11 protein-coding genes are annotated in these 13,972 nt (G+C 44.9%); 3 read left to right on the top strand and 8 right to left on the bottom strand.

Features of this window, described 5'->3' with window-relative positions; genetic code table 11:
* Position 1: 1 nt before the first annotated feature.
* The 6 genes from J7I42_RS11385 to J7I42_RS11360 all read right to left on the bottom strand — a co-directional run bounded on the left by J7I42_RS11385 (position 2) and on the right by J7I42_RS11360 (position 8,388).
* Positions 2-778: a class I SAM-dependent methyltransferase gene (locus J7I42_RS11385; RefSeq protein ID WP_209138903.1), complete on the bottom strand. Its 777-nt coding sequence runs from the start codon at positions 776-778 to the stop codon at positions 2-4.
* A gap of 12 nt (positions 779-790) precedes the next feature.
* A complete protein-coding gene (ilvB, locus tag J7I42_RS11380) occupies positions 791-2,536 on the bottom strand; it encodes a biosynthetic-type acetolactate synthase large subunit (RefSeq protein WP_209138902.1) in 1,746 nt (581 codons plus the stop codon).
* Between the two features lie 68 nt (positions 2,537-2,604).
* Entirely contained in the window at positions 2,605-4,290 is a 1,686-nt protein-coding gene (ilvD, locus tag J7I42_RS11375; protein WP_209138901.1) for a dihydroxy-acid dehydratase, read from the bottom strand.
* Positions 4,291-4,328: 38 nt separating this feature from the next.
* Positions 4,329-5,219 carry a branched-chain amino acid transaminase gene (locus J7I42_RS11370; RefSeq protein ID WP_209138900.1) on the bottom strand — a complete coding sequence of 297 codons (891 nt, stop codon included), beginning with the start codon at positions 5,217-5,219 and terminating at the stop codon, positions 4,329-4,331.
* Between the two features lie 519 nt (positions 5,220-5,738).
* A complete protein-coding gene (gene leuB / locus J7I42_RS11365; RefSeq protein WP_209138899.1) occupies positions 5,739-6,854 on the bottom strand; it encodes a 3-isopropylmalate dehydrogenase in 1,116 nt (371 codons plus the stop codon).
* A 370-nt stretch (positions 6,855-7,224) separates the two neighbouring features.
* Positions 7,225-8,388 (bottom strand): 2-isopropylmalate synthase, encoded by a 1,164-nt coding sequence (locus tag J7I42_RS11360; protein WP_209138898.1) that lies wholly within the window; start codon positions 8,386-8,388, stop codon positions 7,225-7,227.
* Between the two features lie 212 nt (positions 8,389-8,600).
* On the opposite strand from J7I42_RS11360, the gene J7I42_RS11355 reads away from it, so the two are divergent.
* Positions 8,601-10,169 carry a hypothetical protein gene (locus J7I42_RS11355; RefSeq protein ID WP_209138897.1) on the top strand — a complete coding sequence of 523 codons (1,569 nt, stop codon included), beginning with the start codon at positions 8,601-8,603 and terminating at the stop codon, positions 10,167-10,169.
* A gap of 72 nt (positions 10,170-10,241) precedes the next feature.
* Here J7I42_RS11355 and moeB read toward each other — a convergent pair whose 3' ends face one another.
* Together moeB and J7I42_RS11345 are read right to left on the bottom strand one after the other, a co-directional pair.
* Positions 10,242-11,399 (bottom strand): molybdopterin-synthase adenylyltransferase MoeB, encoded by a 1,158-nt coding sequence (moeB, locus tag J7I42_RS11350; RefSeq protein ID WP_209138896.1) that lies wholly within the window; start codon positions 11,397-11,399, stop codon positions 10,242-10,244.
* 154 nt (positions 11,400-11,553) lie between these two features.
* Positions 11,554-11,979: a Mov34/MPN/PAD-1 family protein gene (locus tag J7I42_RS11345; protein WP_209138895.1), complete on the bottom strand. Its 426-nt coding sequence runs from the start codon at positions 11,977-11,979 to the stop codon at positions 11,554-11,556.
* Positions 11,980-12,291: 312 nt separating this feature from the next.
* On the opposite strand from J7I42_RS11345, the gene J7I42_RS11340 reads away from it, so the two are divergent.
* Entirely contained in the window at positions 12,292-12,876 is a 585-nt protein-coding gene (locus J7I42_RS11340; RefSeq protein ID WP_209138894.1) for a Crp/Fnr family transcriptional regulator, read from the top strand.
* Positions 12,877-12,948: 72 nt separating this feature from the next.
* The gene (locus J7I42_RS11335; protein ID WP_209138893.1) at positions 12,949-13,920 is read left to right on the top strand and encodes a quinone oxidoreductase family protein; all 972 of its coding nucleotides are present in this window, start codon (positions 12,949-12,951) and stop codon (positions 13,918-13,920) included.
* The last annotated feature ends 52 nt before the right edge of the window (positions 13,921-13,972 follow it).

Genomic DNA, 13,972 nt, shown 5'->3' with positions numbered 1-13,972 from the left:
TTTAGTTTTCTTTTATGGCTACTACGCGCAACCTTTTATTATCTGCATACCATTTCTGGTTCCTGAACTGGGTCTTCCGCAAGGCTTCCTGCACTTCTTCGAGGATGTTGTCTTTCGCTGCTGGTTCTATTCCTTCCAGGAACGTGCCACCAAACATATTCACCCAATCCTTTATTCCCTGCTGTGTATCTTTCAACTCTGTTTCGCGATTATAATGCGCAGCGTAGGTAACCCTGAATCCCTGTTTTTCCAGTAACCCGGTGTACTCACTCAGTGAAGGAAAGTACCATAATTCCCGGGAGGCCTGTTGTTTGTAGCCATGGTTGATCAGCGCTTTTTTCAGGGCCTGGATGATCGTTTCCACATTTCCTTTTCCGCCCATTTCCAACACCAGTCTGCCACCGGGCTTCAGGTTGTTGTACATGCTTTTAACAGCCTGCTCTTTTTCAATTACCCAATGCAGTACTGCATTGGAAAAAAGGGCATCATATGGTTCGTTGAAATCGAAGTCAGTTACTGATGCCAGTCTGAAAGGCAGGTGCGGATATTCGTTCCTTGCTTTAGCGATCATGTCAATGGAATTGTCCATTCCTGTTACCAGGGCCCCTGAAGCAGCAATCAGGTTGGTAAGGTAACCGGTACCACAGCCCACATCCAGGATGCGTTCGCCTTCCTGCGGGGTAAGCATTTGCACCAGGTACTCACCGTACTTAAAAACAAAGTCATGTTTTTTATTGTACAGGGAGGTATTCCAGGTGTTGTTTTCTGTGATAGCCATTCGCTGTTATTTTTATTTTAAACGAATTTCTGCTACGCTGCAACCTTGTGGTACCATGGGGAATACATTGTTTTCCTTTCCTACCATTACTTCCAACAGGTATGCACCTTTTGTATTCAGCATTTCGGTCAATGCATTTTTCAGGTCTTCCCTTTTTGAAATGCTTTGACCGGGTATTTTGTATGCACTGGCCAGTGTTACAAAATTAGGACTGGCAATATCTACGAATGAGTAACGCTTGTCATTAAAGAGCTGTTGCCACTGACGTACCATGCCCAGGAACTGGTTGTTCAGGATCAGGATCTTTACATCGATCTCTGTTTGCATAATGGTTCCCAATTCCTGCAGGGTCATTTGGAAACCGCCATCGCCAATGATAGCAACGGTAGTTCTTTTGGGCGCGCCTACTTTGGCGCCTATTGCTGCTGGTAAGCCAAAGCCCATGGTTCCCAATCCACCAGAGGTGATATTACTTTTTGAATTGATGAATTTCGCATACCGGCAGGCTACCATCTGGTGCTGGCCTACGTCGGTTACAATAATGGCATCGCCACCTGTTAGCTCATTCAGGGTTTTTATTACCTCACCCATGGTCATTGCTTCGGTAGTAGGATTCAACTCAGGGTTGATGCAGGCTTCTTCTTCCTCTTTCATCATATCCTTGAACTTCTGCAACCATTGCGGATATACTTTTTGTTCTACCAGTGCGGTCAACATGGGCAGGGTTTCTTTACAGTCGCCCCAAACCGGAACAGTTGTTTTCACGTTCTTGTCAACCTCTGCCGGATCGATATCCAGGTGGATCACTTTTGCCTGTTTGGCATATTTATCTAAACGGCCGGTAACGCGGTCATCAAAACGCATCCCGATCGCGATCAATACATCACATTCATTAGTAAGTACGTTAGGGCCATAGTTGCCGTGCATCCCCAGCATACCAACGTTCAACGGATGGTCTGAAGGGATAGCGCTCAAACCCATAACGGTCCAGGCGGCAGGGATACCTGCTTTTTCAATGAATTTTATAAACTCCTGCTCAGCTTTACCCAGGATAACACCCTGACCAAAGATCACAAATGGTTTTTGCGCTTCGTTGATCAGTTTAGCAGCTTCTGCTACGTATTCTTTACGTACAATTGGTGCAGGGCGGTAGCTGCGTACATGATCACATCTGGTATACCCCTCGTAATCGAATTTTTGTATTTGCGCGTTCTTGGTAATATCTATCAACACCGGGCCGGGACGTCCGCTGCGGGCAATGTAGAACGCTTTTGCCAGCACGGCTGGAATTTCGGTAGCATCTGTTACCTGGTAATTCCATTTGGTTACCGGTGTGGTAATATTGATCACATCAGTTTCCTGAAAGGCATCGGTTCCTAGCAGGTGCGCAAACACCTGACCGGTCACACACACCAATGGCGTACTATCGATCATTGCATCTGCCAGACCTGTTACCAGGTTGGTAGCGCCAGGACCACTGGTGGCAAATACGACACCGACCTCGCCGGATGAGCGCGCATATCCCTGGGCAGCATGGGTAGCTCCCTGTTCATGACGCACCAGTATATGATGAAGTTTTTCCTGGTAATCGTACAGCGCATCATAAATAGGCATGATAGCGCCACCTGGATATCCAAAGATGGTACTGACACCTTCTGCCAGGAATGCTTCCAACACAGCGACCGAGCCGCTGATATTTGTTACTGCTGGCTTCTTATCCGTCTTTCCTTTGGCAGGTGCCTTTTCGATTGTACTCATAAACTTTTTTTTGTGATTCAATTGTCGTTTAATTCCATTTCATTTTTTATGTGATGGAGCGGCATCGTTTATTCCGCTTCATCAGTTACACATCCTTCTGAAGCATCTTTTACCTGCTTCGCATATTTATAGAGAAGACCCTTTGTAACTTTTAATGGGGGCTGTTTCCAGGCCGCCTTGCGTTTTGCCCATTCTTCCGGAGCAACCTTTGCATTGATGGTGTTCTTCACTGCATCCAGCTCAATGATATCACCATCTTTCAGATAGGCAAGACCACCGCCATCAAATGCTTCGGGTGTAATGTGTCCAACCACAAAACCGTGTGTACCACCGCTGAAACGGCCATCGGTGATCAGGGCCACGCTTTTACCTAAACCAGCGCCAATCAGGGCAGCCGTAGGCTTCAGCATTTCAGGCATACCAGGTCCGCCTTTGGGGCCAACATAACGGATCACCACCACATCGCCGGGTTGAACTTTTTTATTTTGAATACCGGCAATCAGTTCAAACTCACCATCAAATACACGGGCGGGTCCTTCAAAACGTTCCCCTTCTTTACCGGTGATCTTGGCTACACTACCATTTTCGGCCAGGTTACCATACAGAATTTGTAAGTGACCGGTAGCTTTTATGGGTGTTTCAAGGGGAAGAATGATCTTTTGTTTGTTGAAGTCGAGGTCTGGAACACCGGCCAGGTTCTCTGCCAGTGTTTTACCAGTTACGGTCAGGCAATCGCCATGCAGCAATCCTTTCTGTAACAGGTATTTCATCACTGAAGGCAAACCACCATGCTCGTGCAGGTCCTGCATCAAATATTTTCCGCTGGGCTTAAAGTCGGCCAGCATGGGGATCTTATTGCTGATAGTTTGAAAATCGTCTTGTGTGAGGGGAATGTCTACGCTCTTTGCGATGGCGATCAGGTGCAGTACAGCGTTGGTACTTCCACCGAGGATCATAATGGTGGTGATGGCGTTTTCGAAGGCTTTGCGGGTCATGATATCCTTAGGCTTGATATCTTTTTCCATCAACAACCGGATGGCTTTACCTGCATCAAAACATTCTTTTCTTTTTTCTTCGCTGAGCGCAGGGTTTGAAGAAGAATAGGGCAAGCTCATACCCAGTGCTTCAATAGCCGATGCCATGGTATTGGCCGTGTACATACCGCCACAGGCGCCGGCGCCGGGGCAGGAATTCATCACAATGCCTTTGAAGTCTGCATCACTTAACTGACCTGCTATTTTTTGTCCCAATGCTTCAAAGGAAGAAACGATATTCAGGTCCTGTCCTTTATAATGACCGGGGGCAATGGTCCCACCATATACCATGATACCAGGGCGGTTCAAACGGCCCATAGCTATCAATGAACCCGGCATATTTTTATCGCAACCAGGGATGGTAATTACTGAATCATAATATTGTGCACCACAAACAGCTTCAATGGAGTCGGCAATAACATCACGGCTCACTAATGAATAGCGCATACCATCTGTTCCGTTCGACATACCATCACTCACGCCAATGGTATTAAAGATCAACCCTACGAGGTCATTCGCCCAAACACCTTCTTTTACAATTTTAGCCAGGTCGTTCAGGTGCATATTACAGGTGTTGCCATCGTATCCCATGCTGGCAATACCTACCTGTGCTTTTTTCAGATCTTCATCGGTTAAGCCAATGCCGTATAACATGGCCTGGGCGGCAGGTTGTGTTTCATCCTGCGTAAGTGTCTTTGAATATTTGTTTAATTCTGCCATAGTACCTGTCTAAAAACTATTAAAATTGGATTTACTTATTATTTCTCCCGAACAAGTGCGGCTGCCGTTACTCGTTCTTTGTATGCCAGTTGAATTTTTCTACTCAGGGTATCGTTCCAGTTGGCTGGGAATACCGCTTCATCTAACGATTGCCAGCCGATCACTTCTGCAGCAGTACCGCAAAAGAAAGCGGCATCGGCCTGCTTTAATTCATCGGTAGTGAACAAACGCTCTTCAACCGGGATATTCAGTTCTGTACAAATTTCCATTACAGTTGCCCTGGTAATGCCAGGAAGAATATTTCCAGTAGCCGGCGTAACCAGTTTGCCATTCTTTTCAAAAAACACATTGGCGCCAGGCCCTTCTGCTACAAAACCATTCATATCGGTCAGCAATGCTTCATCAAAACCTTTTGCTTTAGCTTCCTGGCTGGCCAGAATGGAATTCACATAATGGCCGCTGGCTTTGGCTTCTATGCGAAAGCCTTTGGGGTTGGGGCGTTGAAAGGAAGAGGTCATTACACGTAATAATTTCTCCCCCAGGAACAAACCCATTTCCCATGCAGCGATCATAATATATGATTCATTATTGGGATTGAAACTCATATTGGCCGGAGCGTATATAACTGGCCGTATGTAGGCATTCTGCAGGTTATTTTTTTCCAATACTGCATAAGTGGCTTCGATCAGTTCATTGGTATCCCAGCTGTATGGCATATTCAATGCAAGGGCTGAGTTTTTCAAACGATCGTAATGTTCTTTTGCCTTAAAGATCTTTGTTTCGCCACCGGCTGTTTGATACGATCTGATCCCTTCAAATACAGCATAACCATAATGAAGTGACTGGCTGTAATAGTCAGTAGTAGCTTCCGCCGCTTTTACAAAAGCGCCATTGAGATAGATGATCGTATTATCGTGATAGTAGCCCATTAGTTATATTTTTAGAACAAGGTTATTGATTTTAAGCCCGGCACTTCGCCTATACTCCCGCCTTCGCCCTTCGGCTGCCATAGCCTTGGCCTTCGCTAAGGCTTCGGCGGCACACAGTCGGCAGGCAAAGCAAAAAAAAACCCGCCTCGTTGGAGGCGGGTCTTTATGCTGATTTTTAGTATACGTTAAGCACCACCTCCATTTGTTGCAGGAATAACCACCACCACCACAATAATTATTATTGCAGTTACCACAGAGATGATGTTATTAAAGCTGCTTTTTTGCATAGAGGAATTCGTGTGCAACAAATATACACCCGCCGTTTTGAATTAAAAAGAGCTTTTTTTCTAAATTTTTGTTTTCCGGCCCTGAGTTACTTAAGTAAGACGAATGAAGCACGAGGTATGATTGCGCTCGAAATTTCAACACCCCTTCTATTTTCTGACCTCGTCATACTTCTTCCAATTTCTTACCTCTTACTACCTACTTCTTCTCATCAAATCATTAGCTATTAACAAACTAAATGATTGTCGACTTCCTCAATTCTATATTAGCTTTATTCACTCCACCTGGAATACGATTCGCGACGAAGTCACTCACCAGTTCACCAATGGTTGACGTGAAATAAAAGTTAATTGGATCAATATCTTTTGTTACAAAACCATTCACCAGTGTCCATTCTACACCAAGCCGTACAGCTTCTGCTTCCTTAGCCAGTCCAAAATGGTCGAGCAACATGGCTGCAGAAAGAATACATCCCAGCGGGTTGGCGATGTCTTTACCGGCTGCCTGCGGATAAGAACCATGGATAGGTTCAAACAGGGCCACTCCGGTGCCGATCGAAGCCGATGGCAACAAACCTAAAGAACCGCTGATCACACTGGCTTCATCACTGATGATATCGCCAAACATATTCTCGGTAAGAATTACATCAAACTGTTTTGGGTTCAGGATGATCTGCATAGCCGCGTTATCAACAAACAGGAAATCAACTTTCACCTCTGCATATTGCGACGCTATTTCCTGTACCACTTTACGCCATAATCTCGATGTCTCGAGCACATTGGCTTTATCTACCAGCGTTAGTTTCTTACGGCGCTGTCTGGCATATTGAAAAGCCAGGTGAGCGATCCGTTCAATTTCTGTACGCGTATATACGCAATTGTCAGCGGCACGATTCCCATCTTCGCTTAATTCCTTTTCTCCAAAATAAATGCCGCCGGTCAGTTCTCTGAAGATTATAAAATCAACTCCTTCTAATTGCTGTGCTTTTAAAGGAGATAAGTGTTGAAGAGAAGAGTACGTGGTTACTGGTCGAATGTTGGCAAACAATTGTAAGCTTTTCCGCAGTTTTAGCAGGCCCTGCTCGGGGCGTACTTTGGCGGAAGGATCGTTATCGTATTTTGGATGGCCGATAGCGCCAAATAATATTCCATCACTGTTAAGGCAGGCCTCAATCGTTTCGTCGGGCAATGGGTTGCCGGTTTTATCAATGGCATCGGCACCCATTAAGCAATACTGGTAGTTGAACTCGTGACCAAATTGGTCGGCAATGGCATTCAATACTTTTACCGCCTGTCGGGTTACTTCAGGACCTATACCATCACCTTCTATAACAACAATATTCTTTTCCATAAAATGTGTTTCAAAACACGGTTATCAAATCTCCGCATTCATTCATACACCTATTGCCTAACCAGCGCATACCGTTTGTAATGAAAAAGTAATCCTGTCGGGGTTATTTTTTCATTCAATGGTTGCACCATCAGGCGCGATACAAAAACTCTTATTGGTAATTGTTGATAATGCGTAAGCGTATAATGGAGTATGGTTTCACCAGTTGGGCGAGCACATGGAACCTTGTCGCTATTGCTTGAATTGTTCATTGTTTTTCTTTTCCATTTTCATGTTTCCCATCTGTAATGGGAGCTGGTTTTGAGAAAAAGCGTGGTGCAGACGCACCACGCGTAACAAAAACTACATGATTATGAGAAAATACTGCTCACTACACTGTGGCGGCCTGGTATTGATTTGCCAATACCTTCAGATCCTCATCTTCTACCTCTTTCTTTCTATCTGCTACTTTCAAAAACTGGTCGTACAACACATCAATATCATTGCGGTTGAACATGAAACCCAGCTTATGAAAACGATGGGCTAAAGCGCTTCGGCCGCTGCGCGCTGTTAAAACAATTTTACTTCCATCAGCCCCTACTTGTTCGGGGTTAATGATCTCATAGGTTTGTGCATCTTTCAAAAATCCATCCTGGTGAATACCTGATGAATGAGAGAATGCATTAGCGCCTACAATAGCTTTATTCGGTTGAACAGGCATCCGCATGGTGTCGGAAACCAGCCTGCTCAGTGGGTTCAGTTGTTGCGTTTTGATGTCGGTATAAAAACCGAGTGTTTGGTGTTGCTGGATCACCATTACCACTTCTTCCAGTGAGGTGTTACCTGCTCTTTCACCCAAACCATTTATGGTACACTCTATCTGACGGGCTCCGTTCATAGCACCGGCAATTGAATTGGCGGTAGCCAGACCCAGGTCATTGTGACAATGGCAGCTTATAACCGCTTTGTCGATATTGGGTACATTGTTGATCAGATAAGCGATCTTCTCGCCATATTGATGCGGCAGGCAATAACCTGTCGTATCGGGAATATTTACCGTGGTGGCGCCTGCAGCGATCACTGCTTCTACCACGCGGGCCAGGTATTCATTTTCTGTACGGCCGGCATCTTCGGCATAAAATTCAACATCATTTGTATAGTTCCGGGCCCATTTAACGGCTTGTTTAGCGCGTTCCAGGATCTCCTCACGTGTTGAGTTGAATTTCGATTTAATGTGGAAATCGGAAGTTCCGATACCCGTGTGAATTCTTGGCCTTTTAGCTGTTTTTAAAGCTTCAGCCGCCACTTCTATGTCTTTCTGCACGGCACGGCTTAAACCACAAATGACTGCGTTCTTGATCACTGCTCCTATCTCACTCACGCTTTTGAAATCGCCAGGTGAAGAAATGGGAAAACCAGCTTCAATAATATCTACACCCAGCTCTTCCAGGGCCAAAGCAATCTCTATCTTCTCCTTGGTATTAAGTTTACAGCCTGGCACTTGCTCGCCGTCGCGCAATGTTGTGTCAAAAATATAGACTTTATTCTTTGGCATAGGTGACTCTATAAAGTAGGATTTTATTTAAAAAAAGCAGGCTGTTCGATTTTGTGTTGCTTGCTATAAAGAGAAAAACAACCTGCTGAACCGAAATTATTCCTGTTTAACTAACTTCAAAAACCAAATTTGTCCTTAATTTACACTATTTAAATTGGGCCAACCTGGTCAAAAGCCTTGTTGGTCAAGGACTTTAACGATTTTTGATTACGATGCCCAACCGTTCCACAGATGCTTTGTTCCAGCTGGTAAAATCGCTGGAAAAATCAGAGAAGCGCAATTTCAAGCTGTATGTACAACGTAATTCATCCAGTGAGAACCTGAAAATTGTGCAGCTTTTTGATGCCCTTGATAAAATGGAGACTTATGATGAAAATTTATTGCTTAGCAGGTATAAGGACTTAAAAAAGCAGCAGTTATCGAATATAAAGGCCCATTTATATAAACAGATCCTCAGCAGTTTACGCCTTATTAAGAATGAGAATAACATCGACATTCAACTGCATGAGATGATGGACCATGCCCGCATTCTGTACAACAAAGGGCTATACCTCCAAAGCCTCAAGATGCTCGACCGCATGAAGGAATTGGCCCGCAACAATAATCAGATCACCTATTTGCTGCAGGTACTTTTCTTTGAGAAAAAGATCGAAGCGTTGCACATTACCCGCAGTATGACCGACCGTGCCGAACAACTCACAGGTGAGGTGGATGAAACCAACCGCCGCCTGGTGATGGTGAGCAAACTGAGTAATTTATCGCTGTTGCTCTATAGCTGGTACATTAAAAACGGCCATGCCCGTGACGAAAACGACGAAAAGGAGATGCAGCAGTTCTTCGAGCAGCATTTTCCCAAAGGAGCCGATGAGGCCAAAGGCTTTTACGAGCGCCTGTACCTGTATCAGAGCTATTGTTGGTACGCCTTTATAAGACAGGACTTTCTGCAGTATTACCGCAACACCCAAAAATGGGTAGAATTGTTTGAAAAAGAACCCTTTATGATTGAGGTGGAAACGGCCCACTATATCAAAGGCATGCACAACCTGATGGGCGCACACTTCGATCTGCAGAACCATACCAAGCTAAAGGAATCACTTGACAAATTCGAGGTATTCTGCAACAGCGATCTGGTGACCACCAATCATAATAACCGCATCCAGACCTTTGTATACCTCCATGTGAGCAAGATCAACATGCATTTTATGGAGGGCACCTTCACAGAAGGGTTGAAGTTGGTGCCATATATTGAAGAAAAGCTCCAGGAATACGAGATCTATCTCGATCGCCACCGCATACTTGTTTTCTATTACAAATTCGCCTCATTGTATTTTGGCAGCGGCCATTATGAAAAGGCCATCGATTATCTGAATAAGATCATAAACTGGAAGGTTGACCTGCGTACCGATCTGCAATGTTATAGCCGGCTGTTGCATTTAATAGCCCATTACGAGCTGGGTAATTTTCAGTTGCTGGAATACCTGTTCAAATCGGTTTATCGCTTTATGGCCAAAATGGGGAACCTTAGTGTGGTGGAAGAAGAGATCTTTCGCTTTTTGCGCCGTACGTTCCATTTGTCGCCCCGGCAGCTGAAACCTGAATTTGCCAAATTACTGGAGCAGTTAAAGCAATTACAAGCCAACCGGTTCGAGACCCGCGCGTTTGCTTACCTGGATATTATCAGCTGGCTTGAAAGCAAAATGGAGAATATCCCGGCTACCGAGATCGTGATCAGAAGAAAGTTTTTGGCTAAAATGAAACGGAAGGCGGATCCACAGTCTTAGTTTGTTAGTTTACGAACTAACAAACTAAAGAACTGCCTTCCTGGTTAACTGATCAACTGGTTAACCGGTCAACTAGTATTTCGTCAACTCCGGTTTCACTTCATCAATATAGGCCAGTATTCCTCCCTTTAAATTGTACAGATTAGTGAACCCAAACTTTTCTTCCAGCTCCCTGATGGCTTTGGCGCTGCGGCCACCCATTTTGCAATGTACGATCACCGGGATGTCTTTGTTGAATTTATCAGCCTGCGCAGCAACAGTAGCGAGGGGTATCAATTCGGCGCCAATGTTCACAATCTCGTACTCATATGGTTCGCGCACATCTATGAGTTGGAACGGGGTACCCTTTACCTGTAGCTCATATAATGCTGCCGCCGTTAACTCCTTTACTGGTTTTTCTACTGCTTTTACACCACAGAACTGTTCATAATCGATCAGCTGCGTAATGGTAGGATTTTTTCCGTTTAAAGGATTGTCATCGCGACGGGAGATATTAAAAGTGCGACTTTCGAAGTTCAATGCATCAAAGATATAAAAGCGGCCCGCCAATGGCTCCCCTACCCCGGTGATCACCTTGATCACTTCCAGCGCCTGCAAGCTGCCAATGATACCAGGCAGCACACCTAATACGCCGCCTTCGGCACAACTGGGTACTAATCCCGGCGGTGGTGGGGTTGGATACAAGTCGCGGTAGTTCGGGCCCGGTTCCCCGTTGGCATGGCGATAGTTGAAGACTGACACCTGTCCTTCAAACTGAAAAATAGAAGCATACACATTGGGTTTATCCAGGATCACACAGGCATCGTTCACCAGGTACCTGGTAGGAAAATTATCCGTACCATCAGCCACTACATCGTAGTCTTTTATAATGTCCAGTGCATTTTGCGAAGTAAGCTGGGTATTGTACAGTACAAATTCGAGATGCGGGTTCAGAGCTTGTAGTCTTGCTTTGGCAGCTTCCACTTTTGGCTTGCCTATTTCGTTTACACCAAACAACACCTGGCGTTGCAGATTGCTGTCATCTACCACATCAAAGTCAACAATACCGATGGTGCCTACACCGGCTGCAGCCAGGTATAACAACACAGGGCTTCCCAACCCACCGGAACCAACAACCAGCACTTTGGCGGCTTTCAACTTCTGTTGTGCAGCCAGGCCGAATTCGGGGATGATGATATGGCGGTTGTATCTCTCTAACTCTGCTTTGGTAAATGTCACTTCTTTACTCATGATGTGCTTCGGTTTATTAATCGTGAAACGGAAATGGTGAGTGGTCAACTCAGATCACGAATGTCGTTATTTCCTACAAAGATATTTACAAATGAACGGATCTGGCCATTGCCTCGCCCGCCGAAGCTTTAGCGAAGGAGGGCCTATTGCCTTCCTACATAGCCAGCAAATGATTATTTTCCTCTTCAAATGTCATATCATCATTCAACCGCCACGACCTGATGGGCCCTGGTTCTTTTTCATTCACTGAAATAATGAGGTATGAAAAGAAGGGTTGCGCCGCCGCCCGGTCATGCTCCGATGGAATTGCCGGATGGTTGGGATGTGAATGATAGATCCCCAGCAATTCGATCTGCTGTTCTTCTGCATATTTTTCCGCATCGATATAATCCTGGGGCGCAATTTCGAACCGGCGGTGTTGATCGCCTTCCTTTACATTGGTTACTGTACGCGCCAGGGTAATGTGGCGACGGCCATTACTGTCTTCATGGCCAAACACAAAACCACAACATTCATTGGGAAATGCCTGCACCGCATCTTCCACAATTATTTTTTGTACGTCGTTTTCCAGAATGATCATGTTATAATAGTTTTTTGATGATGTCTTTGTATTTGTCCGCATTATCGAAGTATTCAATAAAAAAAGCTCCCCGATGGAACGGGGAGCTTTTCGTATAGATACAAATGTTAATTAATTTAAGTATGGCTATCCTCCACCATAATAAACCACCTTTGCTTACAACAACAGGTAGCTTATGTGCAATTATTGGTCATTGGGTGAATGTGCTATCCGAATATACGAAGAAAACCGGGAAAATGAGCATGCCGGTTTTGCAATCTGTTAACGCAAGTGTAATATTGTGTAAAGGAATGGGTTACCTTTTTATCAACTATGATTTTCCATTTCAAGAATAAATTCCCGCAATTAAATGCCTATTGGGACAAGTACCTGCCTTTTCAAAAAAAGCAGGAAGTGCCCGCCAAAACCTTATTGCTACAAGAAGGCAGGCGATCGCAGCAATATATATTTATTGAAAAAGGCTGCCTACGGGCATTTTTAAACAAGGATGGGAACGATAAGACCGTGCAATTCTTTTTTGAACAGGAAGGACTGGCTTCTTTTGAAAGCTTTGTTAACAATGTGCCCAGCCCTATCTCCATCGAAACCATTGAACCTTCTATCCTCTATACGCTACCAAAAAAATATGCTTTACAACTGATCGACGAGTTGAGCAAGGAACCCTACTTTACACAAATGGTGTTGCAAATCAGCGCCCAGCGGCAAAACCATTATATGAATGAGTTTGTTTCTTTCATCCGCGACACTCCAGAACAACGTTACCAAAACCTGTTGAAGAAAAGACCACAGATCGTTCAGCGGGTACCACAGCATTATATTGCTTCTTACCTGGGTGTAAGCACTGTACACCTAAGCCGAATAAAAAGCAAGCTGGCCAAAGGCAAATCCCATTTCTGAAACTTGATAACATATGTTATCGTTCAGCCCCTGCGCGCTGCGCTAAATTTGTTATATCAAAAACAAATCAAAATGAAAGCAGTCATACTTTACCCCAATCAGGGATTGCCACAATGTGTAGAGTTACCGGACCCAACCGTTCAAAACGGAAAAGAAGTATCGGTCACCGTAAAAGCCGTCGCCATTAAACACCTCGATAAAAGCAAGGCCAACGGTAAACATTATTCAAGTGATGCGTCTAAAGAAAATAGCCGCGTTATTGGCGGTGATGGTGCTTGTCTGCTGCCTGATGGAACCCGGGTTTATGGGATGGCTGTAAGTGGTATGATGGCCGAAAAAGCCATCATTGATAGCAACATGATGGTCCCCATACCTGATGGAGTAAACGATCTGGTGGCAGCAGCCCTTCCCAATGCTGTTGCTGGCGCCGCCATGGCATTGCTGTTTAAAGCAGACATTCAACCGGGTGATGTAGTTCTCATTAATGGCGCCACTGGTTTTACCGGTCGGGTAGCCGTGCAGTTGGCCAAACACTATGGCGCTGAAAAAGTGATCGCCACCGGCAGAAACCAGTCATCCCTGAATGATCTGCTATCAATGGGCGCTGATGAGATCATTTCTATAGTTCCCGATGATGATGGGTTTAAAAGCCAGCTTATGGCTATTCATGATCAAACACCCATTGATATTGTCATTGATTACCTGTGGGGCCAACCTGCAGAACTGATCCTCGACTGCTTAAAAGGCAATGGCTCTTTTACCAATAAAATAAGATTTGTATCTGTAGGCAGTATGGCGGGAGATATTATACAGCTCTCAGCCGCCAATTTACGCAGCACCAATATTCAGCTAACAGGCTCTGGTTTAGGCGCCTGGTCAAAACAACAGATACAACAGTTCTTTAAAGAACTATTACCCAACGCCTTTCAACTGGCTGCAGCCGGCAAACTCAATGTAGACACCGTTTCCGTTAAAATGGAAAACATTGCCGACCTGTGGGACCTCGAAGTACCTAACGGACAACGTCTCGTTGTTACCATCTAACAACTCTCCTCAATCATTTATTTTCCTGTTATGATAGCAGCATTATTAATTG

The sequence above is a fragment of the Niastella soli genome (assembly GCF_017742245.1).
GTDB lineage: Bacteria > Bacteroidota > Bacteroidia > Chitinophagales > Chitinophagaceae > Niastella > Niastella soli.
The sequence above is the reverse complement of the archived record's forward strand: the minus strand, read 5'-3'. Positions and strand labels throughout refer to the sequence as shown.

Bases quoted from the DNA above. Each gene is read 5' to 3' on its own strand.
- J7I42_RS11370 (WP_209138900.1), bottom strand. From the start codon at position 5,219: ATGGGCTACTATCACGATAATACGATCATCTATCTCAATGGCGCTTTT.
- leuB (WP_209138899.1), bottom strand. From the start codon at position 6,854: ATGGAAAAGAATATTGTTGTTATAGAAGGTGATGGTATAGGTCCTGAA.
- ilvB (WP_209138902.1), bottom strand. From the start codon at position 2,536: ATGAGTACAATCGAAAAGGCACCTGCCAAAGGAAAGACGGATAAGAAG.
- J7I42_RS11345 (WP_209138895.1), bottom strand. From the start codon at position 11,979: ATGATCATTCTGGAAAACGACGTACAAAAAATAATTGTGGAAGATGCG.
- J7I42_RS11355 (WP_209138897.1), top strand. From the start codon at position 8,601: ATGCCCAACCGTTCCACAGATGCTTTGTTCCAGCTGGTAAAATCGCTG.
- moeB (WP_209138896.1), bottom strand. From the start codon at position 11,399: ATGAGTAAAGAAGTGACATTTACCAAAGCAGAGTTAGAGAGATACAAC.
- J7I42_RS11360 (WP_209138898.1), bottom strand. From the start codon at position 8,388: ATGCCAAAGAATAAAGTCTATATTTTTGACACAACATTGCGCGACGGC.
- J7I42_RS11340 (WP_209138894.1), top strand. From the start codon at position 12,292: ATGATTTTCCATTTCAAGAATAAATTCCCGCAATTAAATGCCTATTGG.
- ilvD (WP_209138901.1), bottom strand. From the start codon at position 4,290: ATGGCAGAATTAAACAAATATTCAAAGACACTTACGCAGGATGAAACA.
- J7I42_RS11335 (WP_209138893.1), top strand. From the start codon at position 12,949: ATGAAAGCAGTCATACTTTACCCCAATCAGGGATTGCCACAATGTGTA.
- J7I42_RS11385 (WP_209138903.1), bottom strand. From the start codon at position 778: ATGGCTATCACAGAAAACAACACCTGGAATACCTCCCTGTACAATAAA.